The 26552-nt window shown below is 41.3% G+C and carries 22 protein-coding genes; 19 read left to right on the forward strand and 3 right to left on the reverse strand.

From position 1 onward, the window contains the following. Positions 1 to 9 precede the first annotated feature (9 nt). From ACN6MV_RS13945 to ACN6MV_RS13955, 3 genes are all read left to right on the forward strand, one after another. The gene (locus ACN6MV_RS13945) at positions 10 to 1695 is read left to right on the forward strand and encodes an extracellular solute-binding protein (RefSeq protein ID WP_156114794.1); all 1686 of its coding nucleotides are present in this window, start codon (positions 10 to 12) and stop codon (positions 1693 to 1695) included. A 178-nt stretch (positions 1696 to 1873) separates the two neighbouring features. Further along, a complete protein-coding gene (locus ACN6MV_RS13950; protein ID WP_419886566.1) occupies positions 1874 to 3460 on the forward strand; it encodes a response regulator in 1587 nt (528 codons plus the stop codon). A 64-nt stretch (positions 3461 to 3524) separates the two neighbouring features. Continuing rightward, complete coding sequence (locus tag ACN6MV_RS13955; protein ID WP_052414804.1) at positions 3525 to 5225, forward strand: sensor histidine kinase; 1701 nt, start codon at positions 3525 to 3527, stop codon at positions 5223 to 5225. A gap of 85 nt (positions 5226 to 5310) precedes the next feature. On the opposite strand, the gene ACN6MV_RS13960 is transcribed toward ACN6MV_RS13955, so the two are convergent. Beyond that, entirely contained in the window at positions 5311 to 5517 is a 207-nt protein-coding gene (locus ACN6MV_RS13960; protein ID WP_036678243.1) for a DUF1657 domain-containing protein, read from the reverse strand. A 208-nt stretch (positions 5518 to 5725) separates the two neighbouring features. On the opposite strand from ACN6MV_RS13960, the gene ACN6MV_RS13965 reads away from it, so the two are divergent. The 11 genes from ACN6MV_RS13965 (at position 5726) to ACN6MV_RS14015 (ending at position 19964) form a co-directional block, all read left to right on the forward strand. Further along, positions 5726 to 6586, forward strand: coding sequence for a DUF421 domain-containing protein (locus ACN6MV_RS13965; RefSeq protein ID WP_042127381.1), 861 nt, complete (start codon positions 5726 to 5728; stop codon positions 6584 to 6586). 159 nt (positions 6587 to 6745) lie between these two features. Further along, entirely contained in the window at positions 6746 to 8188 is a 1443-nt protein-coding gene (locus tag ACN6MV_RS13970; protein WP_042127382.1) for a spore germination protein, read from the forward strand. Continuing rightward, entirely contained in the window at positions 8185 to 9339 is a 1155-nt protein-coding gene (locus ACN6MV_RS13975) for a Ger(x)C family spore germination protein (RefSeq protein WP_419886567.1), read from the forward strand. The genes ACN6MV_RS13970 and ACN6MV_RS13975 overlap by 4 nt, the downstream gene beginning before the upstream one ends. Before the next feature lie 29 nt (positions 9340 to 9368). Then, positions 9369 to 10457, forward strand: coding sequence for a GerAB/ArcD/ProY family transporter (locus ACN6MV_RS13980; protein ID WP_419886568.1), 1089 nt, complete (start codon positions 9369 to 9371; stop codon positions 10455 to 10457). Between the two features lie 137 nt (positions 10458 to 10594). After that, positions 10595 to 11572 carry a MoxR family ATPase gene (locus tag ACN6MV_RS13985; RefSeq protein ID WP_341115889.1) on the forward strand — a complete coding sequence of 326 codons (978 nt, stop codon included), beginning with the start codon at positions 10595 to 10597 and terminating at the stop codon, positions 11570 to 11572. Positions 11573 to 11575: 3 nt separating this feature from the next. Further along, positions 11576 to 12664: a DUF58 domain-containing protein gene (locus ACN6MV_RS13990; RefSeq protein ID WP_076118394.1), complete on the forward strand. Its 1089-nt coding sequence runs from the start codon at positions 11576 to 11578 to the stop codon at positions 12662 to 12664. Next, on the forward strand, positions 12661 to 13995 hold the full coding sequence (locus ACN6MV_RS13995; protein WP_419886569.1) for a hypothetical protein: 1335 nt from the start codon (positions 12661 to 12663) through the stop codon (positions 13993 to 13995). Before ACN6MV_RS13990 ends, ACN6MV_RS13995 begins: the two co-directional genes overlap by 4 nt. 136 nt (positions 13996 to 14131) lie before the next feature. Beyond that, positions 14132 to 16717, forward strand: a complete 2586-nt coding sequence (locus ACN6MV_RS14000; protein ID WP_052414594.1) for a hypothetical protein — start codon at positions 14132 to 14134, stop codon at positions 16715 to 16717. Between the two features lie 39 nt (positions 16718 to 16756). Next, positions 16757 to 17476, forward strand: a complete 720-nt coding sequence (locus ACN6MV_RS14005; protein WP_042127391.1) for an ABC transporter ATP-binding protein — start codon at positions 16757 to 16759, stop codon at positions 17474 to 17476. Then, positions 17466 to 18845, forward strand: a complete 1380-nt coding sequence (locus ACN6MV_RS14010) for an ABC transporter permease (protein WP_076118400.1) — start codon at positions 17466 to 17468, stop codon at positions 18843 to 18845. The genes ACN6MV_RS14005 and ACN6MV_RS14010 overlap by 11 nt, the downstream gene beginning before the upstream one ends. Before the next feature lie 30 nt (positions 18846 to 18875). Continuing rightward, a complete protein-coding gene (locus ACN6MV_RS14015; RefSeq protein WP_042127397.1) occupies positions 18876 to 19964 on the forward strand; it encodes an efflux RND transporter periplasmic adaptor subunit in 1089 nt (362 codons plus the stop codon). 20 nt (positions 19965 to 19984) lie between these two features. Here ACN6MV_RS14015 and nagZ read toward each other — a convergent pair whose 3' ends face one another. After that, entirely contained in the window at positions 19985 to 21055 is a 1071-nt protein-coding gene (nagZ, locus tag ACN6MV_RS14020) for a beta-N-acetylhexosaminidase (RefSeq protein WP_339290924.1), read from the reverse strand. 49 nt (positions 21056 to 21104) lie between these two features. Between nagZ and ACN6MV_RS14025 the strand changes: the two genes are divergently transcribed. Beyond that, entirely contained in the window at positions 21105 to 21305 is a 201-nt protein-coding gene (locus ACN6MV_RS14025) for a hypothetical protein (protein WP_339290926.1), read from the forward strand. Between the two features lie 105 nt (positions 21306 to 21410). Then, positions 21411 to 21914 (forward strand): ferritin, encoded by a 504-nt coding sequence (locus ACN6MV_RS14030; RefSeq protein WP_042127399.1) that lies wholly within the window; start codon positions 21411 to 21413, stop codon positions 21912 to 21914. A 42-nt stretch (positions 21915 to 21956) separates the two neighbouring features. Here the strand turns inward: ACN6MV_RS14030 and ACN6MV_RS14035 are convergent, their stop codons facing one another. Next, a complete protein-coding gene (locus tag ACN6MV_RS14035) occupies positions 21957 to 23315 on the reverse strand; it encodes a PQQ-binding-like beta-propeller repeat protein (protein ID WP_419886570.1) in 1359 nt (452 codons plus the stop codon). 291 nt (positions 23316 to 23606) lie between these two features. Here ACN6MV_RS14035 and ACN6MV_RS14040 point away from each other — a divergent pair, with 291 nt between their 5' ends. From ACN6MV_RS14040 to ACN6MV_RS14050, 3 genes are all read left to right on the forward strand, one after another. Beyond that, on the forward strand, positions 23607 to 24476 hold the full coding sequence (locus tag ACN6MV_RS14040) for a cation diffusion facilitator family transporter (protein WP_042127403.1): 870 nt from the start codon (positions 23607 to 23609) through the stop codon (positions 24474 to 24476). A gap of 141 nt (positions 24477 to 24617) precedes the next feature. Then, positions 24618 to 25028, forward strand: coding sequence for a bacteriohemerythrin (locus ACN6MV_RS14045; RefSeq protein WP_081389791.1), 411 nt, complete (start codon positions 24618 to 24620; stop codon positions 25026 to 25028). Positions 25029 to 25211: 183 nt separating this feature from the next. After that, on the forward strand, positions 25212 to 26408 hold the full coding sequence (locus tag ACN6MV_RS14050; protein WP_419886571.1) for a metallophosphoesterase: 1197 nt from the start codon (positions 25212 to 25214) through the stop codon (positions 26406 to 26408). Positions 26409 to 26552: the final 144 nt, after the last annotated feature.

Consider the following 26552-nt stretch of genomic DNA (forward strand, 5'->3'; position numbering starts at 1 on the left):
GAAAATACATTGAAGACTAAGAGAAAGATGCTTCTCGGAACGTTGTCTACCTTGCTATTATCGACTGTGGTGGCGGGTTGTAGTGGCAACAATTCAAGCGCTCCAGCTGCAACTGCTGAACCAGCGAAAGAAGGAGGAACAGCGGTTAACACAGCAACTGAAGCTCCAGCGGCTGATTTGTATGAGTTAGGGAAAGAACCGCTTGAAGTATCCTTCTACGGAAACTACGGCTGGTATCAAATGCCGAAATGGGGCAAGGATGCCGCTTCTAAATGGATTTTAGATAATTTGAAAATCAATGTCACTGGTATTAGCTCCGGTGGTAATAATGCTCAAAAACTGCAAACAATGATTGTGGGTAACGAGCTGCCGGATATTGTGTGGACTGAGAAAGGTGCTGACGTAGAACGTCTTCGTCAAGCAGATATGCTAGTTCCTTTGGATGAATACATTGATAAATATCCAAACTTTAAAAAATACTTAACAGCTGGACATTTGGAATTGCTTCGTTCTCCTGATGGAAAAATCTATCAGCTGCCGAATTATTATACAACACAGCCTAACGGAAATGCCGGTTATGCGATCAATAAGAAAATTTACAAAGAACTCGGTTCTCCTAAGCTAGAGACTACGGATGATTTGTATGCTTACTTAAATGCTGTTAAAGCGAAGTTCCCAGATGTTATTCCGTTTGAGACTGGCTTAGCGAAAGATGGTAACGGTATTGACCAGTTGTTCTCCTCGTTTAAAGAGAATAACCTTTCGTATACTAGAATATACGCTGTACCTGATGGCGACAAAATGGCTTCCATTTACAAAGATGAAGGGTTCCGTGAGTCCGTTGTCTTTGGTGCTAAATTAATGCGTGAGAAGCTTATGACACAGGATGCGAATACCCAAACAGAAGACCAAATTAGAGAGAAAGCGATGAATGGCAAGTTCGCTGTGATTGCGACATTCGATCCGATGAAGTTGCTCGCTACTGCTGATGAAGAGATGAAGAAGAAAAATCCGGAAGATGGTTATATGTTTATTAAACCAATCTACAAACCGGGCTTGGATCAAAGTAAGATTACTCCGGGAACGTACAATCAGCTAGGCTGGAACGTTGCTACAATTACTAAAAACGCTAAAAATCCAGAAGCTGTATTCGCTATGCTTGACTGGATGACAGGTCCAGAAGGTTCTATGGTTCTGAACTGGGGTCCTCCAGGACCAGACGCTTACTGGGATGGCTTTGAAGCAGATGGACTTACTCCTAAATTTAATAAAGATAAATATCTAAATGAGCCAGAAGAATTATCTGAAATTAGCGGTAAGGCTGGTGACTTGGTTTGGGTAGGAAACACAGTTTTCTTGGATAATACGAAGAAAATGATGTTGCAAACCCTTCCAGCTGATAAAATCGACTTTAGTAACCGTTGGCAGATGGAAGTAACGTGGGCTTCACAAGGCGACTTTACGGAGTTCCTAAATTGGGATCCGGCTCCCGACAGTGAAGAAGGTATTATCAGACAAAGTGTCAGAGATATCTGGTTAACTGCTAGAGCGAAATCAATGTATGCGAAAACTGATGCAGAAGCATTAGCAATTCTTGATAAAGCGCACGATGATTCCATGAAGGTTGGTTATGAGAAATTCCTTGATTATGTTACAAAAGTATGGACTGAAAACAAGAAAGCTTTAGGAAAATAATCATTAGTAATGCGAAGGTTTGCTACTAGGCAAGCCTTCGTTTTTACGTTCGATTCTGATGACTCCTTGTTTATGAGCTGATAGACAAATTAATGAATGGTATACTGGAAAAGAGTAATGGTAGAATTCACAGGATTTTCAGGGATAGATTTAAGGCATTTCAAAGGGGGACTTGTTGATGTACAACGTATTATTAGTAGATGATGAGATGCTTGATTTAGAAGGTATGAGACAATTCATTCCTTGGGATGAGCTTGGTATGGAAGTTGTGGAGGCAGCAAATAACGCGTTTACCGCATGCGATATTTTAGAGCAGCATGTGATTGATATTATCGTTAGTGATGTGAATATGCCGAATATGTCGGGTCTAGAGCTGGCCCGGATTGCCATAGAGAAGAAAAAGGATATACGCGTGATATTTGTAAGCGGTTACCAAGATTTCAGCTATGTGAAGCAAGCATTGTCACTAAAGGCGTATAGCTACGTCCTTAAGCCAATGGATGACAGCGAACTCATTGCTGCACTTCAGAAAGTAAGGCAAGATTTAGACGATGAACGAAAACGTCGTGACGTCGAAGAAGCCTATCAGCATATGATTCCAATGGCCAAAAATGATTTGTTGATACGCTTGTTTGAAGGAGAATGGGAAGGGGATGAGAAGAGCCAGGCCGGAATGTTGTCACTTGTAAAGTCATACGGTCTGGATCAGCTGAATTGGCCTGTTCGTGTAGCTGTCTTGGAGCTGGACTATTTTAATTGGCTTCAAGGACAGGATAATCTAACTAAACATCAAATGGCCAAGGACTTCCTTTATGAAGTAAATAGAATAGGTCAGAAGCATGGTATGCCACATTGCTACAAGGTATCGTCTTACCGGATTGCATTATTGATTAACGAACAGGAAATGGGAAATTTCACTGAGGATATTTTCGCCTCGATTCGTGCGAAGTTTCCAGTCACAATGACTGTGGGTGTTGGGAAACCAACATTTTCTATGGAACAGGTCCACGTCTCCTATCGACAAGCTATGGAGGCTGTGGACGGAAAAATGTTCATTGGCAAAGGCAATCTTATTATGTATGAAACGGTTAGCAGCGAACCTGGGATGATTGACGCTCGTATGTTAGATACCCGCATGGATACGCTGTTTAAAGCAATGAAAGAGTATGAGTTAGTTCTTATTTATGATGAGATTGACAAACTGTTCCGCTCAGTAAGTAGTTTGAGATCCAAATTCACTATTCATAATCTGGCCATGTATATCATATGGAAGCTGGATCAGCAATTAAAGGATGTTAACGAGGATTTATTTGAAATATTAGGGATGGAGATACATAGCTTAGATGTTCTACACCAATTCGATACGATCAGTGATATTCGCTCCTGGCTCGTACTGAAAACATTTGAAATCTCAGAGTATCTCCGTAGCAAATCTGATTCTGTGAACCATAAACTCATTAGAGAGATTATCCAATTGATGGAGGACAGAATGAGCGATAACTTTACGCTTAAAGATATAGCGCAGCAGTTCTCTTTCTCGCCTAACTATTTGGGCTATCTATTCAAAGAGGAAACTGGGAAAACGTTTAGTGAAGTACTCACACAGCTTCGAATGGATCAAGCCGGCAAGCTTTTAAAAGATCCAACGTGTAAAATCTATGAAATCGCTAGCAAAGTAGGCTATCGTTATCTCCCTTATTTCAGCAGACAGTTCAAAGAGGCTTATGGTATGACACCTATGGAGTATCGTAAGCGCGACAAGTGATGGGGGATGATGTTCTGTGAAAAAGCGAAGTAAACATAAGTATGTGCCGATTGGCTATAAGTTAATGCTGACGTATATGTTTTTTATTATTATTCCTATTTCCCTAATCGGGTTCGTCTCGCACTCCATGTATAATGATTCATTACGCGAGCATATCAATACGAATATTAAAGGAACGTTATTACAGATTCGTGACAACATTGATTATAAAATGGACGAAGTCACTCGAATATCAACACAATTATACAGTGATTTTGATTTCTATCGAAATCTTCGGAGTTATGAGGAAGGCTGGGAAAATTACGACCGGATGTCTAAGAAGGTATTGCCGAAGCTTGACGTAGCTATACAATCTACTGGTGTGAAGATTGGGATGTCGCTATTCTTAAAGAATGAATCGATCCCTGAGATCTATTCGAATTCACTTGAGGGCTATCTAGATAATAGCAGCTTTTATCATCTCTACCACATGAAACGGATTGAAGGGAAATCCTGGTATTATGATTTTCCAGCTGAAAAATACGCTGAAACTATGAAATGGTGGCAGATCGAGAGCGATGTAGAGAATAATCGCATCTCGTTGCTCCGTAGACTAATTGATACATACGAACCTCTCAAGCCTAAAGAGATTGGATTCCTACGGATTAATGTAAGGATTCCAGATCTATTTGACAGTGTCAATTATACGAAGATTGGAAAAGGAAGTAATCTAATTATAAAGAACGAATTTGGAAGAACAATGTATCAATCGGGTGAATTACCGGAGAACTATACCAATGAAGCCGAGCTGAATAAGGATTACCTGACGATTAAAGAAACCATTATGGTTGCTAACCAAGCATGGCAATTAATCGCTCTTGTTCCGATTGCAATCCTTGAAAAGGATGCAATGAAGGTACGTTTGTTTATTATTTTAATGTGTCTCATATGTTGTGTGGTCTTTAGCTTCGTGGGCATATTTATCTCCCGTTATTTTTCAATTCGGATTAATAAGTTTGTATATGTGCTTAATGCTTATCGGGAAGGTGATCTTCACAAACGTATTAAATATCGAGGGAAGGACGAATTCTCTCAGATAGCAACTGCGTTAAATGATATGGGTGAAAATATTGATATGTTGATTAAAGAGGTGTATCTGACGCAGCTCCAGAAGAAGGAAGCAGAGCTTGAGATTCTGCAATCGCAAATCAATCCGCACTTCTTGTATAATACTTTATCATCTATTGTTCAGTTAGCTAAATTTGGTCAAAATGAGAAGCTACAGAAAATGGTACTGGAATTAGCGAAGTTTTACCGCCTAACGCTTAATGAAGGTCGTACGATGATTCCGGTTCCAACGGAAATTGAGCAGGCGAATGCCTATTTAGAAATTCAGAAAATTAAATATGGTGACCGCTTAGAGGTCATGTTTGATTTTGATACAGAGATTTGGCCTTATGAGACCATTAAACTGATTCTACAACCCTTTATAGAGAATGTCCTCAAGCATGCTTGGTGTGGCGATCACATTCATATACGAATTGTTGGTCGGAAGGAAGGCGATCATATCCTGTTCCGCATCATTGACGATGGGATAGGCATCAGACAGGAACGTATCGATCAGATTTTTGATTCGAAGGGTCACACGAACACAGGTTACGGGGTTCGTAATGTGGATCAACGCATTAAACTGCAATATGGACCAGAGTATGGCGTTACAATTTTTAGTCGTGTTGGAATTGGCACTTCAGTTCAGATTCGGATTCCTGCTAAAAAAAGAAAGTAAGCAGTATTGCAGTTATGATATAGAGAAGGGGTCATTAAGCTAGTTATCGCTAGCTTAATGACCCCTTTGATTGTTCAAGTGAAAGTTAGAAACCTTTGTATTGAGGTTCTTCTGACTCTAATTCGGTTACCCGATTTTCAACCTGTGTAACGATTTGTTGCGTTTGCTCAGCTGCATTTGTGAATAAAGTCTTTGCACTTTCGTTTTGTGTTTCAAGTGCAAATTGCTCCAAGCTCGCTTGAGCGCCTTTTAAAGAAGATAAACATGTTTTAACTTGTGAGGCTACTGTCATTAGGTTTCTCTCCTCTGTTTTAAGTTTCTAGCATAACGTTTCCTATTGTCCTCAACCGTTACTTTAGTTATGCAGGCAAAAAATAGAAGCTTAATACGTTAACCGATTTCCATAAATAAGTAGTCTAATTCAGGATTGAATGGACCTTTTTTGACAAATAATGAGTGTTACTAAACAAGTGTTGATTTAAAAAAGGAGGAAAATTGTGATGCCGGAGTGGTTGGAGGTTGTAGTACGAACACTCTTTGCTGTGGTTGTGCTTTTCTTTTTAACTAAATTACTGGGGAAGAGACAAGTATCGCAGCTTTCGTTCTTCGAGTATATTACGGGGATAACCGTCGGCAGCTTAGCCGCCTATATTTCTTTGGATACGGATAAGTATTGGCATTTAGGACTCATTGCATTGATTGTATGGGTCGCTTGTTCTTTAGGAATTGAATGGCTTCAGATGAAGAGTAAAAAAGCAAGAGACTTCATTGACTTTAAGTCCACAGTTCTTATAAAGGACGGAAAAATACTCGAAGATCATATGAAAAAGGAACGTTTAACAACAGATGAATTATTGGAAGAGTTACGAAAAAAGGATGTATTCAATATATCTGAAGTGGAATTTGCGATTATGGAGTCTGATGGAGCGATTAATGTTCTGCTTAAGAAGGAGTATCTCCCTCTATCGGCAAAAGACCTGGGTGTGAAGGTTGCCCCACAAAAAGAGTCACAAGCCGTCATTATGGATGGAAAGGTATTAGATAAACCGTTAGATACCTTAAATCTGACTCGCAGCTGGCTTGATGGAGCGCTAGAGAAAATGGGGCTAACCGTCGAGAATGTATTTCTCGCTCAAGTTGATTCTTATGGAGAGCTGACGGTCGATTTGTATGCCGACAACTTTAAAGTTCCACAGCCGCAAGATAAACCACAATTATATGCTTTGCTAAAAAAATGTGAAGCGGATCTGGAAATGTTTAGTTTGTCGACAGACAATGAAAAAGCTAAAAAAATGTACGAACAATGCTCACAGCAATTGCAAGCATCTTTGAAAGTGCTAAAGCCTTTAATCCAAAGTTGATGTGCTAACAAACCTCATACCTAAAAGCAAGAAAGAACCGGTTATTCGCATCGGTTCTTTTTTTCGTATCCAGCTAAATGATGTAAAGAGTATAAATCTCGTATACCATTGGCAAACTAAGTCAGATTCGCAAGTCACAACCTAGGAGGTATACAGCCTATGTCAGGAATTTTAGAAACCATTAAAGATCAACTGGAGGGATGCAGTGATGCGGTGTATCAGTCCATTTCTGTTCATGGGCAAACCTGTCTTTTGATTTTTTTACCCTCCATTATCGATTCCAAGACACTTCATGATAGTATTGCTTTGCCGCTGAAAACAGAAGCAGAAGCGAAGCTGGAATGGACAGATTTTTTAGAACGGTTAGATCAAGGTGTTGTTTTTCCTATCCCATACCTCAAGGCATTTGATTTACAGAAGATCGTAGATCTGATCGTTGCTGGAAAAGTAGTGCTTTGTATAGAGGATATCCCTTATGTTTATTATTTTGAAATTACTCAATATCAAAAAAGATCAGTGACCGAATCACAAAATGAACTTGTTGTTATTGGTCCCCAAGAAGCATTCATTGAAGATATAGAAACGAATCTCTCTATGCTTCGACATAAAATTAAACATCCGGATCTAAAAACCGTTCATTATTCGATTGGAAAATATACAAAAACTGATGTGTATGTGGTCTATATTGAAGGACTTTGCAAAAAAGAAATTCTAGCTGAGATTAAACAAAAACTAGGCGAAATAGATATTGACGGGATACTAGGCATTAGTTATATATCAGAATACTTAAGAGATGGTAACCTCACACCATTTCCGGTATTTCAATATACAGAACGGCCTGATTCGGTGGCAGCATCTTTAATGGAAGGCCGGATCGGAATCATACAAGATGGCACACCTACTGCAATGCTTGCTCCGACATCTTTTTTTACTATGCTGCAATCCTCTGAAGATTATTATCAAAGCTTTTATGCAGCAAGCTGGATTCGTTTAGTTCGATTTCTATTCTCAATCATATCCATGATTCTTCCATCCCTTTATGTAGCAATTACAACCTTTCACCCGCAGATCATTCCACCAAACCTGTTAATTACGATTGCTTCAGCTAGAGAGAACATTCCCTTCTCAGCTCTTACTGAAGCTTTAATTATGGAGCTTACCTTTGAAGCACTTAGAGAAGCTGGGACGAGAATTCCAAAGCCTGTAGGGCAGACGGTATCCATTATTGGAGGTATCGTTATTGGTCAGGCAGCAGTCCAAGCAGGAATTGTATCAGCTCCAATGGTTATTGTTGTTTCTATTACCGGAATCGCCACCTATATCATTCCTCATTATGAGCTGGGTCTGACTTTCCGGCTTCTTCGATTCCCGTTACTTGTTATGGGTGGAACAATGGGACTGCTCGGGGTATATATTACAGCTTTTTTGATTTACGGACATTTAGCTAATTTAAGGCCGTTAGGTGCTCCATATTTGCAACCCGTTGCCCCTCTTGTGTTACGAGACTGGAAGGATACATTAGCGCGCTTCCCCTCGAACTTTATGACGAAGCGCAGTAACCTCTTTACAGATAGAAATAAAAGGAGACAGAAAGAGAAATGAGAATCCTGAAGCTAGGAGTTATTGTGATTTTGCTCCTAAATATAACAGGTTGTTGGTCGTCGAAGGTAGAGCTGGATGAACTAACATTTGTATACGGAATGTTTATCGATGAGGGCAAAGAGCCAGGTACTGTTGAAGTTACGATTAACTCACCCTTGCCCAATCGTCTTAACGCAGCGGGACAGCCTTCAAGTGGCGGTGGAGGAGACGGTAATACTTATTCTACCGTTTCTAAGACAGCAGGGTCGATTGCAGATGCCATGCTGTTAATTCAAAAAGACTTAACACGTCAACTAAGTCTTTCTCAATTGAAAGTTATTGTCTTAGGGAAGACCTATGCTGAAAAAGGAATCAGCGAATTATTCCTATGGATTGAAAGAGAACCAAGTCTGCCTTTAGGTGCGTATGTTATGGCTAGCCCCACAAGTGCAAAAGAGATGAATACTTTAACACCTATTTACGAGCAATTGCCTTCGGATGTACTAAGGAACTTTGGATCAGAGAGGTATTTGTTTTCAACTACGATTAAAGATTGCCTGTTTGCAGAGGCATCAGGTGTAGGATTTGCAATAAACAATCTTTCATTTGGTAAAAAAGAAGAAACGTCGAAAGAGGGAAAGCCGGAGTACTGGGCCGGAATTCAAGGGGCGATGCTGTTTCATAGAGATAAAATGAAAGGAACACTTAAGCTTAAAGAGGGAAGGGCATTAGCTTGGGCGGTAGGTAGTCTTAAGCTGGCAGTTTACACCGTCGAATGGGATGAGGGGAAAAGTGCCGCAAGTGTTGTATTTGTAAGCACAAAAGCATCAAAGAAGCTAAAACATACAGATAATGGACCGGTGTTCACTGTGAATTTAAAAGGGAAAGCTAGTGTGATTTATTTAAGGGATCCAAAAAATAGGGATGCAGAGGAACTCGGTCAAATTATCATTGCGAAGCTTAAAGAAAAAGTCTCTGATAATCTTGCCGAAGCCATTCGTAATACTCAAAAATCAGGTGCTGATGTTTTGCAACTCGGCTTGTTATTGGAATGGAATGATCCAAAGCAATGGAAGCAGCTTAGTAAGAGGTGGGAGAATTATTATGCCCATGAGGCTGATATTAAGGTGAAGACAGATTTTAGTATTGTAGATTTTGGAACGGCAAAATAGCAAAATAAAGAAATTTAGAGGGAGAAGTTATGCAAACATCAAAATGGCAGCTGTTCCGTTTTTTTATTATATTCTTCAGCTCCCAAACCACTATATTTTTGATTCCGACTCTAATTGCTACTTCATCCTATCAAGGCTGGATTGCATTATTAGTGGGGTCTTTATTAGGGTTGATATTATTGTGGTTTACTTTCCACGTCGGTATGCTGCGGCCTAATCAAGCATGGGTAAGCTTTGGAAAAGATATCTTAGGTAAATGGCCGCACAAGTTCATGCTTCTTTTGCTCTTAAGCTGGTGTGTTTACTATGCATCCTATGATATTGAGAACTTTGTACTGTTCTTTGGTTCAAATTATTTGAGAGGAACTCCGCCTCTGTTTATTCAGTGTATCATTGGGTTAGTGATTATGTATACGGCCAGTTTAGGCTTTAAAACGATAGCTTATATGGCAGATGGACTTTTTCTTATTTTTTTCATAACAATGATCATTTTATTTAATTTATTTCTCCCGAATGCGGACTTCAATATGCTGCCAGCCTTTATTCATTATCACGATCCCGGGATTGCTTTAAAGGACTCTATTGTAGTCATGTCATGGTTTGGAGAATGGATCGTCCTCTTGTTTGTTGTACCCGATCTGAAGCTTGAAGCGAAGATGCTGAAAAGATTAGTACTTACGGGGATATGTGTCTTAGTAACTGTCTTAATTGGTTGGGCGTTGACGATGATGAGTTTTGGTCCACATTTGGGGAAGGAACTGCAATATCCTTTCCTTGAATTGGTGCGTAGCGCCAAACAAGATAATCTGCTAGGTAATTCAGATCCACTCTTAATTGGAATATGGTCGTCTTCTATGTTCATTCACAGCTCATTTCTTATCTACGTAGCCTCCAGATGTGTATCCAGCTTGCTGAATACCAAAACTAAAAAGATATATATTCCTTTATTAACAACAGCTTCAATTACGATAGCTTTTTTGTACTCACGACATATAGGCAGTTATTATAAACACTATAATAGCTATGCTATTGTTATCATTTGGCTAATCGTTGAAAGCATCCCGGTCTATTACACCATCACAGCTTTCTTTCGATTTCGGAATAAAACTGCGAAGTGAATGAAATTAGGAAGGGAAATCTAGGTTCTGTCTTTTAATGGACAGGGCCTTTTCTTCTGAATTATATATTGGATACACTTTCTGTTATGATGAAAGGACTTATTACATTAATTTCCCAGATTGGACGGTGTATTTACATGAACCTTCAAGAAGTCACTGAACTCATCAAATCTATTAGAACCAATCTAGCTAAAGTCATTGTAGGAAAAGAGGATGGAGTAGACCTGTTACTGACTGCATTGCTTGCGAATGGCCATGTTCTGCTCGAGGATGTTCCGGGTACAGGTAAAACTTTATTAGCAAAAGTCCTTGCTAAATCTCTGGATTGTTCATTTAAGCGTATTCAGTTTACGCCAGACTTACTGCCTTCTGATTTAAGCGGGATTAATTTCTACAATCAAAAGACAGGTGAATTTCAGTTTAGACCTGGTCCGGTTTTTGCGAATATTTTGTTGGCTGATGAAATAAATCGTGCAACCCCGAGAACACAATCCAGTCTGCTGGAATGTATGGAGGAGCGGCAAATTACGATCGATGGTGTGACTCATAGTCTAGAAGCCCCGTTTCTGGTAATTGCTACTCAGAATCCGATCGACAACCAAGGGACCTTTCCGTTACCTGAAGCTCAATTAGATAGATTTTTGATGCGGATTACTACGGGCTATCCGTCCTTTGACGAAGGAATTCATATTTTACAGCGCTTCCGTGAGAATAACCCGCTGGAAGAGACTTTTTCAGTGGCTACCGCTCAAGATATTCAAGCAGCACAGCGTTTAACCGCTTCCATTAGAATAAGCGATGATTTACTGGCTTATATTGTTCGAATTACAGAAGCTACACGGAAATCTACGGCAGTTAAACTAGGTGCGAGTCCCCGTGCTAGTGGGGCTTTGCTTAAATCGGCTCAAGGATATGCCCTTATTCAAGGGAGATCTTACGTAACGCCGGATGATATTAAGGCCGTAGCCGTTCCGGTACTTGCCCATCGTCTACTTCTTCATCGTGGATTGGGTTCAAAAGAAGGACAGGCAGCGGATATTGTGCTACAAGTGCTTCGTGAGGTAGAGGTGCCGACTGAACTCGTTACGTCCATTAGAGGCGGAAAGGTGGAATGAGCTATGGCTTTGCCTTGGTTCATTTTCATTACTGTAGTTCTATTGTTCCTTCTTGCCGTTATCTATGAACGAAATGGCCTGAAAGCGCTTAGCTATACTCGTTATTTTTCAACAAAAGTTGCTTATGAAGGGGATCATCTTGAGATGATCGAGGAGATCGTTAATGCAAAGCTTTTGCCATTACCATGGCTTCGGCTGGAATCTAGTATTTCCAGAGGTTTGGATTTTAGTAGTCAGGATAATCTCGGAATTAGCACGGGGGAAATCTATCAGAATCATATCAGCTTGTTCTACCTGAAATCATACCGTCATATTAAACGGCGTCATCAAGTAACTTGCGAGCGACGGGGGATATACCGTTTAGAGACGGTCACAATGACCACTGGAGATCCCTTTGGTTTAATTCGGAAAAACAAAACGTATCCACTTGAATTAGAGTTATTGGTCTATCCTAATCTGCTGAGCTTAGATGATCTACCACTGCCGATACATAGCTGGCTGGGTGAACTTCCGGTGAAAAGGTGGATCGTAGAAGATCCTTTCCTGACTGCAGGTATTCGCGAGTATAGCTCAGGAGATTCTATGGGACTTATAAACTGGAAGGCTACAGCACGCACAGGTACTATGCAGGTGCATAAGAAAGACTACACCGCAGATTCCAGACTCGTCATTTGCTTGAATATAGAGGACAGTCATTCCATGTGGAGAGCGGTAACGGATGTTGAACGTATCGAGCAAGGGATAAGGTATGCGGCCACTATCGCCGAATACGCCATGCGCCATGGAATTGAGACGGGGTTTATCTGTAACGGTAGACTGGACAACAGGGGCGAAAGAGATCCTGTAGAAGCAGAACCAATGGCTCAATTGGAAGACTTACTTGAGCTGTTAGCTAAGCTGGAGCTTGACAGAACGCTTCCTATGAGCCGATTGCTGGACCTGCAAGCCGAGAGTGGAATAAGTGATACTGACTTTCTGATCATTAGCTGTCATAGAGGAACAGAATTACAAGCGTCCGCAGACCTTCTATACCAGTTAGGAAACGGTGTGGAGTGGCTGGATATTCCGGAACAGGGGGGAGAGAGTGCATGAAGCTTACGTCATCTGGTTACGTATGGAGTACAATCAAACTCTGGATATTCTCTATTCTAGAACTATTATTAGTTCTACCTGTATGGATTCTGTTTCAGGTTTATGTACTGCCCAAGCAAATTGACCCTTTGTGGTTATCTGTCATGCCGCTAGTATCATTACTGGGCATTCTGCTGCGGCGACAGTGTAGTGTCAGATGGAAACAGTTGCTGGCTGCATTAATCCTTGGGGCAACAACTGGTATTTTGTCATCAGGAAGTCTGTCTATCGAAAGTCTGCCTTTAGGTATCGCAGGTTTTATATGCGCATATCTAGGGATGACTGCTGACTCTCGTGATCAGACCAGTAGGAAGTATTGGCTGGGGATTTTGATTTATTTTGTTGCGACCATTGTCTTTCATAGAATTCCTGATTTGGAGGCAACCGTTACCCTTCTGACCTGGTGTGGCAGCTTATGTTTATTGCTCACTTTACTTATATCTAATAGCAGTTATTTACAATATAGTACGCTCTCAAATGAGGGCAAAGCTTTGCCAAAAGGATTACAAAGAAATAACCGTATTTATGTTATTGGTATAGGAATTGTTGCGGCCGTGTTAGCGGCAGGGGTCGGAAAAGCCATAGGAACACTGCTATGGAATATGGTGCGTTCGTTCTTCGGATGGATTAGTAAACTATTCTCTGGATCGAGTGAGCCGCTGCCACCGTCAGTAGAACAGCCGCAAGCGAGTCCGGAGCTGCCTTTTGTAGGAGAGCAAAAACCAGGCCTGCTAGCTGCTATCTTAGATGTCGCTTTTTATGTAGCTGGAACTGTGCTAGTAGGAGTGGCAATCTACTTTGCAGTTCGGTGGTTGTATAGAAATGCCGGAGGGAAATTGAAGAGATTCATGGATGCCTTGCTATCCATGCTGCGCAGGGAGCATACGCCTAAAGACAATACCTCTTATCTTGATGAGGAGAAAAGTGTATTTACATGGGAACAAACGCTTCAAGGACTGAGGAACTTCTGGAGTACCCGTCTTACACCAAGACATCGAAAAGATCGCTGGGAGCAGATGCAGAGTGAACGGGAACGTGTTCGCTGGTTGTATCGGCGTTGGCTTCATATGAAAGAGGATCAAGGTTATGTAGTTAAAAAATATCTTACACCGAAAGAAACGGAAGACGATATTTTTAAATGGACAGCTCTTAACCACTCTAAACGTAAGGGCGATGAAAGTTCTGTTAACACGTCGAATTCATTGATTAAAATATATGAAAAAGTTAGATACGGAGAGGAAAATCCTTCTGCTAATGATGTGGCTGCATTGAAAGATGAATTGAAATTATAGAATAGAGTATTCATCAAAAATCATGCAAATAGAACAAATAGGTTACAATCAGCCCAAAAGTGTTACAACATGGATACAATTGGTTTTGCGCTTGCCACTATAATAATTCTAGCAAAATACTCGTGGAGGGAAGTAAATGAGAAAGCATAGCAGTACATATGTTGTTTTACTATTAAGTACCTTTGTCATCAGTCAACTGACTGGACATACCGCTTCAGCGGCATCCGCTAATGCTGTTAATACAAATCCAGCTGTGGCTGCGGCGGCCGTTACAGCAACTAGTAATCTAGGTTCCATTTCTTTAGGAGCAAATATTAAAGCCACACTTGAAGATGTCAATATTTGGTCACAAACAGGTGGGAATATTTTAACCTATACGCTGAATTATTCGAATGGCAGCAGTAAAAATGCAAACCTAATGTACTATTTTTCGAGAGTTACGACGCCAGGGGGAGCTGTCATTCCGGGTAACCCTCTGAGTGCTGACGCGCTTAAGAAGAAGATTGGTGCAAAAGAAAGCTTGCGCGTTACATATTACGTCAACATAGGCAAGGCTAATTCGTTAAAAGGGATCAAGATTCCTATGTATGTGTGGGATTCCAAAACCAAAGGTTATTTAAAGCACGCAGGAAGTTTTACAGTGCCAGCTAATTATTCTCCAACCGCTGTAAATGGAAAAAATGTTAGCACTACAATGAATGATATTCCTGTCATCGCCAAAAGTGAGTCCTTGGAGCTCTATAAATATAATGGAAAGGTCTATGCCAAGGTTGGAATAAGCCTGACCAATAAAGGTAGCAAGGTACTCAGTGATCCAGGTTATGCGGCTTATTTGCTCTCTGCAGGTGGTAGTTCTTATGAATTAGCACTTGATCGATCTCAGATTAGTTACAAGATCCAACCGCAAGAGAAGAAGACAATCTATTATCTTGCCGAGATTCCTCCATATATGAAAACGGATAATATGAAGCTGCAATTTACACAAAAGGATGAAGCGCTGAAGCTTGAAATCGCTAAATCCTCGTACAAGCTACCGGCAGCTACAACACCTAATTTGGTGGTAGGTAAAGGTGTGACTAAGAAAATCACCATTAATAATAATCCGATAGAAACTCAGTTAAACAACGCAAACGTATACGCTGAGAATAATAAGGGAATCTGGACCTTCCAGCTACGAGTGAAAAATGTAGGAAAGACAGCCGTGACATTGCCTACTTATGAGCTTGCTGTCAAATCTTCAACAGGGACAACCTTTCCGATCAATGCGAAAGGATTGAGCGGATTAACCATAAAGCCTTTGGAAGAAAAAATCATTCCTCTTACCGCACAGGTTCCGCTTGAGGTTGAACAGAATTCACTGCAATTGCAAATGATAGAGGCTGTTTCAGCTCCAGCTAGTACAGATACTGGAAGTGTGGGGGAGGGAACAGGATCTGAAGGGAATAATGTAAGTACGGGCAATACTGCCAAGCTGACAGTACCGGTTGCCTACTACGCAATTTCTTATACATTACGACCTGAGATTCAAAAAGGCGTGGAGTATAGCGCATCGAATGAATATGGCTCTTTCACTTATAACTTGTTGTCATTACAGCGTTTTCCTTGGAAAGCTGATGATATCGTTGTTGCTAGAATAAATATCAAGAATCCCCAGTCAGTGGCATTGATGCTTCCAGAATTAAAAGGGTCTGTCCAAGTAGACAATGATGATGTGTCTGCTTCTACAGAACTCTTCATGGACAAGGAAACCTCGACAATTGCACCAGGAAAAAATGCTGAGATCTATGTATTTGCTAAAATCCCATACACGCAAGAGTTCGATAAATTAAAAGTGAACCTCTTTTCCACGGTCAAAGAAGAAAAGAGCTCGTTCTTGTCGTTAAGCACAAACAGCACGATGAATGCAGTATCCACTATCGAACGTGGGGGAAGTTATACAATCACCGGTAAAGGCAAGAATGCCCAGGTACAAGAGAACAAAACGATCATTTATGAAGGTCTCAACTCTAATATCGTATATACAGAGCTACTGCTGAGCAGCGAAGAAAAAAGACAAAGCAAAATGGCTCGCCTTCAAGCGTACTTTAAAACGGCTGATGGTCAGCTATTTGAAGCCACAGCGAATCAACCGGATTCTTCAGCCACTCCTGGTGGTAAGCAATTAATTACGTACTGGGCAAAATTACCGAAGTCAGTTATACCTTCTGATGTGAGTATGTATCTAGGTCCGGGAATAACCGGGAATAAGTTGACTGAACCTGGTCAAGAAGCCACAGGATTTATAAATATTGCTTCCTTGACTCTGAATCCAGTTTCCACACCACCGGAGAATAACTTGACGAAGGTTGCGCTATATCCATACACGATGTCTGTTCTAAGTTCGGAAGGGCGAACACTGAAAGGAAGTAACACTTTAGACATCGTTATGAATTACAACCTGCTTCGTGACAGTACCTACGATATGGGAACCTTCACCCATAAACTAGTACTCAAAATGACAGATCCATATGGCTTATCACAGGAACGAAGCTTGAACATCGGTACCGAACTACTTGAAGGGAATAACAACTCGTATACTGCGACCTTTACGAATAATATGTACAAGAATTTGGAGGGTGGTTCGTACCGGATCACGCTGTATGATGAGTTTCAGGGAGAACGGATCGAGCTGGCTAATCAGGCATATAGCATAAAGATTGATAGACTAGTAACAGAAAAGTAAGCATTCATATCTATTAATGTACGCGAAGGAGCAGCTCCAATGTTGCGAGTGGAAAATGTAACGCATTCTTTTAAGAATGGTAATGAAACGACGGCAGTCCTTCATCAAATAGACTTTTCTGTGAAAAAGGGGGAAATGGTTGCTCTGCTGGGGAGCTCGGGTTCCGGTAAGTCAACCATGCTAAACCTGATGGCAGGTCTGATGAAGCCTACGGAAGGTCACATATACATTGCTGACCAAGATATCGTGAAAATGAGCGAGAATAAGCTATCCGAATTTCGAAGAAAGCATATCGGGTTTATCTTTCAAGCTTATGAACTGATTACTAGCTTGACTGTCCGTGAAAATGTGGAATTGCCGTTAGTCTTTCAATCCGTCTCTCCATCAATACGTAAGCAAAAAGCTCTAGCTTTGCTGGAAGGGGTCGGCATACCGGATAAAGCCGACCTGTTCCCTTCTCAGTTGTCTGGTGGACAGCAGCAGCGGGTCAGTATTGCTCGTTCCTTAATTACGGAGCCTTCTGTTATTTTCGCAGATGAACCGACTGGAAACCTGGACTCGAAGACAGAAGAGGAAATTATTAATATCCTGCTTAACCTGAATAAGAAGATGAAGACGACCTTCATAGTCGTAACACACGAGCTCAAAGTTGCGGAACAAATGCAACGGATTTTCACGCTTCAGGATGGATATATGATTACTGAGAAACAAACTTCTTCGGAGACAGAACTCGAAGGGGGTAAATTAATTGAGGATTAGTGATATTTCACGTTTGGCTTGGGAGCAGGTCAAACGACGGAAAGTTGTCACAGGTCTTTGTATGGCTGGTATATCGATTGGCTGTGCTGCTATTATTGTTGCTTTAAGTATAGGAGATTCCGCACAAAGCTATACGGAGCGGGAAATTAATCGGAATTTCAAAATGGATGAAATTACAGTGACTCCGAACAGCGGTATCCCTTCACAAGGGGGCGGCGAAGGAAATGGAGCTTCTGCTTCTGATGCTAAGCTCGATCCCGGCAGGTTAACAGCTCAGAAGCTTGAAATTGTTCAAAGCCTGAAGCATGTTACAGCAGCTGCACCTTTTCAAGAGCTTGGCTACATACAAATGACTACTATCGATAATAAAATTACGGATGTACAGCTTATCGGAACGGATCTTCGGTTGCTAACGAAATACGACAAGACGTTTAAGCAAGGCGGTCCTTCTGATTTGATCGGAATGGCAGTGCTTAACTATGGAGCAACTGTAGGATTGATAGATGTCGAGACACGGCAGCGTCTTTTTGAACAGCTAAATTCAGATCCGTACAATAATAAAATAATGGAACAGTACAATAGTTTAAGCATGCTTCCATCGGAAATGTACAAACAACAGGTTCAATTACAATCGTATGACCCTGCTTCGCAGACTGGACAGTCCCTAGTCAGTTCACCCATTCAAATTGTTGGGATATTGGATAGTGGGGGGAACCCTGATATGGCGATGTACGACAAGAAGATTTACGTATCGCTAGAAACGGGTGAGCGTCTGGTTGAACAATTGAAACTAATGAACGGAACCGCTGGGCAGAAGGGTGTCTACAACTCAGCCATTGTAAAAGTTGACAGTACCGACAACATCGTGCAAGTGGAGAAGCTTATACAGAAGCTCACACTAAACACTAGCACGAATCTGTATCAAAAAGAGGCGATGGCTTCCACCTTCAGTATGCTCAAGAAAGCAGCGCTTGGTATCGGTGTGTTTATCCTTATTATTGCCTCGATCTCGATTATCGTTGCAATGACCATGTCTACCCATCAGCGACGACGCCAGATTGGTATTATGAAAGTGCTAGGCGCTAATATGGGGCAGATCCGAAATATGTTCATTACAGAGGCGGCATTGCTTGGTATGCTCGGCGGTATGCTCGGCATTGTCTTTTCATACTTAATTGTATTCGGCATAAATAAGCTCATTGGTACTGCTGGAGGAATGGGGATGGGTGAACCCTTGGTTATCACTATACCTCTAATGACACTTCCAGTAGGAATTGCATTTGCAGTGATGACAGGAGTACTATCAGGGATTTATCCCGCGATCAGCGCGTCCAGAACGAATGCGCTCACGGCGATAAAACGGGATTAGCTATTTTCAAGTTGAAAGGAAGCAGAAGTGATGAAGAGGAGAATCAAGTGGATTGTATTGGTATTGATCATTATTGCAGCAGGTTATTTTGTATACAACAAGATGTATAAACCTGAGGCACAGCTAGAGCCTGTTGAACCGCCGCAAGCGATAACCTTTGAAGTGACAAAGGAAACAATGACGAATTCCGTTCAGGTTAAAGGGAACTCACACTATGAGCAGGAAACGCTTGTATATGCACCTTATGCTTCAAAGGTAACAAAGTGGAAGGTTGAGAACGGTGGGCAAGTAAAAAAAGGGGATTTACTGTTTACCCTTGATCAGGAACCCTTAAAGAATGAGATTGCTACACAGGAGGCGACCATCCGAAAGGCCCAGCTGGAAGCGGAATTAAATGAATTTGTTAGTCAGCAGGACCAGGAGAATGCAGCTCTTGGTGCAACAGAAGCCGAACGTATAAAAGCTCTTGCAGCCCAAGAAACGGCACGGCTAGGGGATGAGCTTAACCAAGTAAATGCTGAAATACAAGCTCGTGAATTAAAAGAAAAGAAGGCAAAGCTCTCAACAGCCCTCTACCATGCTCCGGCATCTGGTGTTTTTCTATTCGATAGCGCCAGCGAAATTCCACAGACGGTGACAGACAATCAATACATCGGCAAAATTGTTGATATGAACAAGCTTGAATTCATAGCTCTTGTTGGGGAACAGGATGTATTCCGTATTAAGACGGGAATGAAAGTGGATGTTAAAATGACAGCTTTAAAAGATTTGAAGCTATCTGGAGAAGTTACTAAGGTATCTAAATTTGCTAAGACTGCATCGGGTCAAAACACTTCTGCTACATCAGTTCCACAATTTGAAGTGGTAATCTCATTACAGCCTGATGAGCACTTGATTGGTGGACTAAGCTTAAGTGGAGAAATTGAGACAGTCCGCAAAGAAAATGCCATCGTTGTATCCAGCATCGCTGTAATGCACGAAGGAGATCTTTCGTACGTGATGCTGGATAAAGGCAATGGGGAGTATGAACGAAGAGATATCGAAGTGGGCATGGAGACGGCGGACAAAACTGAGGCCATCTCCGGGTTGAACGTAGGCGATGTTGTAGTCCTTCAGTAAGGATTGTATTCGACCTAAGCCTATTTCTCAATCGTTAGCTTCCAAGATTTAATATCTTTGTTTAGCTCGGTAAGGTCAGGAACCGGAACTGGCTCATCGGATAGATTATATTTAGCTTTCAATGCTAAAATCCGATAGACGCTCTCATTAATCCGTGTTTCCTGTATCTTACCTTTTTTTACATTGTCCAGAAGGGTTTCCAGTACTCGTTTCTCATTATCATAGCCGTGAGCGATAAGTAGAATGTCACTGCCTGCATTAATGGTATCTACCGCCGCTGCGGCAAGGTCATAATTCTTCATGATAGCACCCATAGTAAGATCATCTGTGATCACTAACCCTTGATAGTTCATTTCTCCACGTAGTAGCTCACCAATGATTTTACTTGATAAAGATGCAGGCTTATCAGGATCAAGATTCGGAAATAATATATGAGCGACCATTACGGCGTCCGTTCCCTCTTTAATCGCTGCTTGAAATGGGAGCCATTCTAATTTAGCCAGCTCTTCGACAGTCTTATTCACAATCGGCAGATCAAGGTGAGAGTCGACAGAAGTGTCGCCATGGCCCGGAAAATGTTTAACAACCGGCACAACACCTTCACTCGCAATACCCTTCATTTCGGCGATCCCTAGTGTACTGACTAGTTCGGTGGAGTTGCCGAAGGAGCGATCTCCAATCACAGGATTATCTGGATTGCTATTGATATCAAGTACGGGAGCGAAGTTCATATTAAATCCGGCTGAATTCACTTCTCTTGCGAGAAGCTTGCCCATCATTTCGGCAGCGTTAGCATCATTAGAAGAACCAACCTTCCCATTAGAAGGGATGGAAGCATACTCTTTCGGCATTCTGTTGACTTTTCCACCCTCCTGATCGACACTCATGAATAATGGAGTAGGGTTACTGCTGTTACTCTCTTTCATGGAATTTACAAGGCTAACCATACTTTTTAAGTCTTGAATATTGTTCTTATAAAGAATGATTCCACCGACTTTGTCTTCGGAAATCATCTTTTTTGCTTGATCATCTAGAACGGTTCCTTCAATACCAACAAGGAGCATTTGTCCGATTTTCTCTTCAAGGCTCATATTGGAAACCTGAAGAGTAATCGGATCACTTTCTGAGGAGGGAACAGGTGTGGCACTGATAACAGGTGATGGTGTGGAATCAGCAGTCGTCGAATTTGTAGCGATAGGTTGGGAACTGTTACTGCTATTGGAACAACTTGTTATTAGAAGCATAGATAACATAGCTGAAGCCATTAGAAGGTTACCGGAGATTTTAGGTCTTAAGAGATTACGAGTGAAACTGGTCATCAGAAAAGTCGTCCCTTCGTAGCTTATTTAGACGTCAGAAGGATGAATCCTTGCTGACTTAGATACACGGTGATAAGATGAACTTAAATCTTTACATATTAAATTTGAATTATGAGGTGACGGTCAGATGAAAGATGGATTAGTAAACGCACTTAATGAACAGATGAATTTCGAGTTTTATTCCGCTCATGTTTATCTAGCTATGGCTGCTTATTGTTCCGGTGAAAGTCTGGATGGTTTTGCAAACTTTTTCTTGATTCAAGCAGAAGAAGAACGATTTCATGCCATGAAAATCTATAAGTTCCTTAATGATCGCGATAATCGGGCGACACTTGAAGCACTCCCAGAGCCGAAGAACGAGTACTCCTCGATGCTTGATGCTTTTGAACATGCTTTTGCACATGAACAACAAAACACGAAACGTTTCTATCATTTGGCTGACTTGGCACTGGATGAGCGTGAACATGCAACGATCTATTTCTTGAAATGGTTTATTGATGAGCAAGTAGAAGAGGAAGCACTCTTTAGCAACATCATTAGCAAACTGAAACGAATAGATAAAGATAGCAACGCCTTCTACATGCTGGATGCAGAATTTGCAGCACGTACTTTTACAGCTCCTGCTGAATAAGTTGAGTTGTGAAGCCCAGAAGCCTGAGAAATCAGGCTTTTTTTATTTTATGGATGAAGGCAGTTTAATGGCAAGCAGTTTATTATCCGTTCGGATCATCAGCATGCTTCCGGTTTTAAGCGAAGGAGCAAAGTTTCGAGAGCCGGTATTCACAGTGAAAATAGGCTTCAAAGTCAACATGTCATAGGCGTGAAATAGGCCATCGGATTGTCCGCTATAAACCACATTTCCGAAAAGATCCGTCTGAACTACAGGATTCTCACCAATATTAAGGTCGACGAGTTGTCCTGTTCCTAGTTTAAGTGCGGATATCGTACCTTTATCATAATTTTGAAATAACATTCTTTGCTGATAGACTTGGTTCAACGGTATGTCCTTTTCTCTGATCATCGAAGCCCAGGTTTGAATCGGTTTGCCGTCTGCTGAATAATTCCAAAAATCATATTTCACAAACTTACTGCCCTGAAAGATATAGAAGTCGTTTCCATCCAAGAATGCAGTCCCATTTACGCCACCATAACTAAATACCCCATCTTTATTCTCGGTATCTGTCCATTTATATAAACGTTCTCCCTTTAATTCACCAGTCTTTACGTTGAACACGGATACTTTGACATTACGATTTACAGCATCATCATCCATCATTAACGTATTGGTAATAGAGTAGAGAAGCCCATCCTTTACTGCCAGTGGCCACCATTGACGGCTATGGTCCCATAGTTTTTTGCCTGTGAGACTGTCATAAGCGGCAAGTCCGGCAGTTGTTAAGGCACCCTGAGAGAGATAACTTCGAATAATAACCCCGTCGGTTTCCATAAGATTCGATAAGCCTGTAAAGTTATTACTCTCCACCGCAGCCTTCCATTTGATCTTTCCGTTGACGGCATCAACGGCTGCAAGTTGAGTTTCCTGTGTAACATAAATAGTGGTGCCTAAACGTTGTATACTAGTTGCTTTAGGTAATGCTACAGCTGCTGACCATGCTTTTTTGCCTGCCTCATTAACGGCATATAAGGAGCCACTTTGGGTCAGTCCATAGATAAATCCATTACTGTACGTGAACATCGGGGCTAATGCATTTCCGAATTCCCACATTTTTTTACCTGTTGCAGCATTCAATGCGACTAATTTTTCATTCCGCTGCAAAGCAAAGACCTTCCCATTCTCCGCTAGTGCTGTAACATTCTGCTCAGTGACTCTACCTTCTTTTAGGAAGGCTAACGGTGCTGACCATACCGGTGCAAGAATAGGCGCTTTGATCTCATTGTAAAAGGGATTGCTTGTACTAATGACTGCTTGTTCCGCAGAAATGACGGATAATGTTCCATTGTAAGCTAATGGGGATGCAATACTAGCAACAGCTAAAACTTTAATCATGGTCTTGTGCAAAGACTGAGTCATCGTTCCACGCCCCTCAAAATTAGTGTTTACTATAATTAGACATTTCAAATGGCAAAAAGTTACTATACCAATAGAACAAGCTTAATCGACTTCGGCAACTTATACTTTCTTATAATTTGGAAGTAAAGTTGAACAAAGGCAAACTATGTTACACTCCGCAAAACAGTTATGACCTAGCAACTCTATTTGACGGAGGGAACTATTACGCCTCTTAGCAACACTGTTTCTCTAGACCCACCCGAATCTTGGAGTGTAGTATAGAACAATACTATTCTTTGGGGGTTCTTTTTTTTGGAAAATTACAACGACATCAAACAAGGTGAAAAAGGAGCTTGGCTAAGCATAGTTGCTTATATCTTCTTATCCGCCATCAAATTGTTCATTGGTACGGTCTCGGGATCTCAAGCGCTGCTTGCGGACGGTCTGAACAACAGCACGGATATTATCGCTTCTATCGCCGTACTAATCGGCCTCAAGATCTCCAGAAGACCGCCGGATTCCAATCACAGCTACGGGCATTTCAGAGCGGAGACCGTGGCATCCTTAATTGCTTCGTTCATTATGATTGTGGTAGGACTTCAAGTGTTGTACCAGGGTGTGAATAAATTTATCCAACCGGAATTGGAAAGTCCAGATCTTATGGCAGCGTGGACGGCAGTCTTTTGTGCTGTAATCATGATGGGCGTGTATATGTATAACATTAGACTGGCCCGCTCCATTAATAGTAACGCTATGCGAGCCGTTGCACTAGATAATCGATCGGATGCTTTAGTTAGTATTGGCGCATTTGTCGGAATTGTGGCTTCTGGATTTGGGATACCATGGCTTGATCCACTTACAGCGATTATTGTCGGCCTGATCATCTGCAAGACGGCATGGGATATCTTTAGTAAAGCAACACATGACTTAACGGACGGTTTTGATGCGGAAGAGCTTGAACTGATGAAAGAAACCGTTGCTGAAGTGGACGGCGTTCAATCTATTAAAGATATCAAAGCCCGCATCCATGGGAATAACGTGCTAGTGGATACAACTGTATTAGTAGACTCTGAGCTTAGTGTGGTGCAGAGCCATGATATTACGGAAGAAATTGAAGAACAATTGAAGGACCGACACCAAGTTTCGAATGTGCTTGTCCACATAGAACCGGTAATGAAGTAGAAGTAGACTCAGAAGTGTGACTTTCCTTGGATGAATATGGGATTTCCTCTGTGATGTTGTTAATAGATCTTTTGTGCAGAAAGGTGGAAAATTAGTTGTATTTATCGATATGTAAATTTCAGGAAATGGAATGGTGATTTCGTGATTGAGTGGAAGGATTCATATGATATCGGTGTAGAGAAAATAGACTGTCAGCACAGACAGTTGCTAGCGAAATTGAACGAATTTTTTGATGCTTGCAGTAAGCAGCAGGGGAAAGAAAAGATCGAAGAAACGCTGAAATTCTTGAAGGAATATACCATTGAGCATTTTAGCAATGAAGAACAATTGATGGAAGAGATCGATTTTCCTGAATTGGCGGAACATCGTCAGACGCATGCTGATTTTGTAAAAGCCGTTCTTGAATTGGAAGAAACCATTAAAACTAAGGGAGTTTCCGTTCTCTCGACAATTAAGCTTAACCGTACGTTGACCGATTGGCTTCTGAATCACATTAATAAATGCGATAAGCTAATTGGTGAGTGTATGGCCACACGGGATAGAGCGGTATAACTTAAACCCCCAAAGAAAATGCCGACGGGCATTTTCTTTTTTTTTGACAGGGAATGTGATAAGAAATTGTGGTATGTTATTTGCTCCGTTTTCCGAAGACAGCACCGGAATTTATACTGGGTTAACGGTTTGTGTTATGATTTGAGATAAGACATATAGAGTTAGTATAGTAAAGGGAGTGGAATGATGAAAACATTACGAATGTTAGCTTCAGGGTTTGCTATGCTGCTTATTCTGGGCCTTGTTAATTTTTACATTGGGTATCATGGATGGTTGCTGGTTCATGAATGGTTTTCAGGTGCTTCCTTAGCTTTGTTCTGGACAGTATTCCTGCTTGTGGCCTTTGCGTATGTCGTTGGAATGATACCATGGCCTACAATTGTGAAGCCGTTAGCTAGATTCTTTAAAGTGATCGGATCGTATTATCTAGCCTGTATGGAATTTGCTATTATCATGTTGCCGTTAGCTGATCTGTTGTATGTACTGCTGGGCTGGATGGGTGTTGATCGAACGCACTACATCTCAGAAGCGGGAGTTACGCTACTGATATTACTCATAGTTTTTCTAGTCTGGGGTTCGATTAATGCTTGGAGTACAGTAATCCGTACGCATCCCATTCCCATCGATAAATCCATAGGAACCAGTACACCATTAACCATCGCGGTTGCATCCGATCTGCATTTAGGAAATATCGTCGGTAATCGCCATCTCAAAAAAATGGTTGCACAAATGAACGCTATGAAGCCTGATGTGATTTTGCTGGCTGGGGATGTACTTGACGATAGTATAGAGCCTTTTATTCGCAACGGTATGAGTGAACAGCTCAAGCAATTAAAAGCACGTCATGGTGTCTACGCAGTGCTGGGCAATCACGAATATTACGGTGGTTCGATTAAAGAATATACCGATTTAATGAGTAGCATAGGCATTAAAGTCTTACAGGATGAGGTTGAAGAAGTAGCTGGAACGTATATTGTGGGTCGAAAAGATAAAACTGCCGAAACAATGGAAGCCGGTGGCAGAATGAGTGTAAGCTCTTTATTGAATGGTCTCGATCTTACACGTCCTGTAATCATGATGGATCATCAGCCTACCGGTTTTGATGTCGCTGCCCAAGAAGGGGTAGATATTTTGCTCTCCGGTCATACGCATCGTGGACAGATTGCGCCTAATCACTGGATCACTAAACGGTTATTCGAACTGGACTGGGGTTATCTTCGTAAAGATAACTTGCATGTGGTTGTTTCCTCTGGTTATGGGACATGGGGACCTCCAATCCGATTAGCCAGCCGTTCGGAGATCATTAAACTTGAAGTAGTCTTAGAAGGGACTAAACAATATAGTGAAGAAGCCGTGTCTACAAAGACGGTACTAATCTAACTGAGAAATTAAATGATAAGAAGCTGTCTTAACCCGTGGAATTATTCTGCGAGATGAGGCAGCTTCTTTTTTTGACAATTAGATGAGCGTGTAGTATTGTTTGTTTGTGATAGTTAAGCACTTAACTAAATTGGAGTTGGAAAA

Origin of the sequence: Paenibacillus sp. B-A-8, from assembly GCF_048572915.1 — a bacterium.
Taxonomy (GTDB): Bacteria; Bacillota; Bacilli; order Paenibacillales; family Paenibacillaceae; genus Paenibacillus_AQ.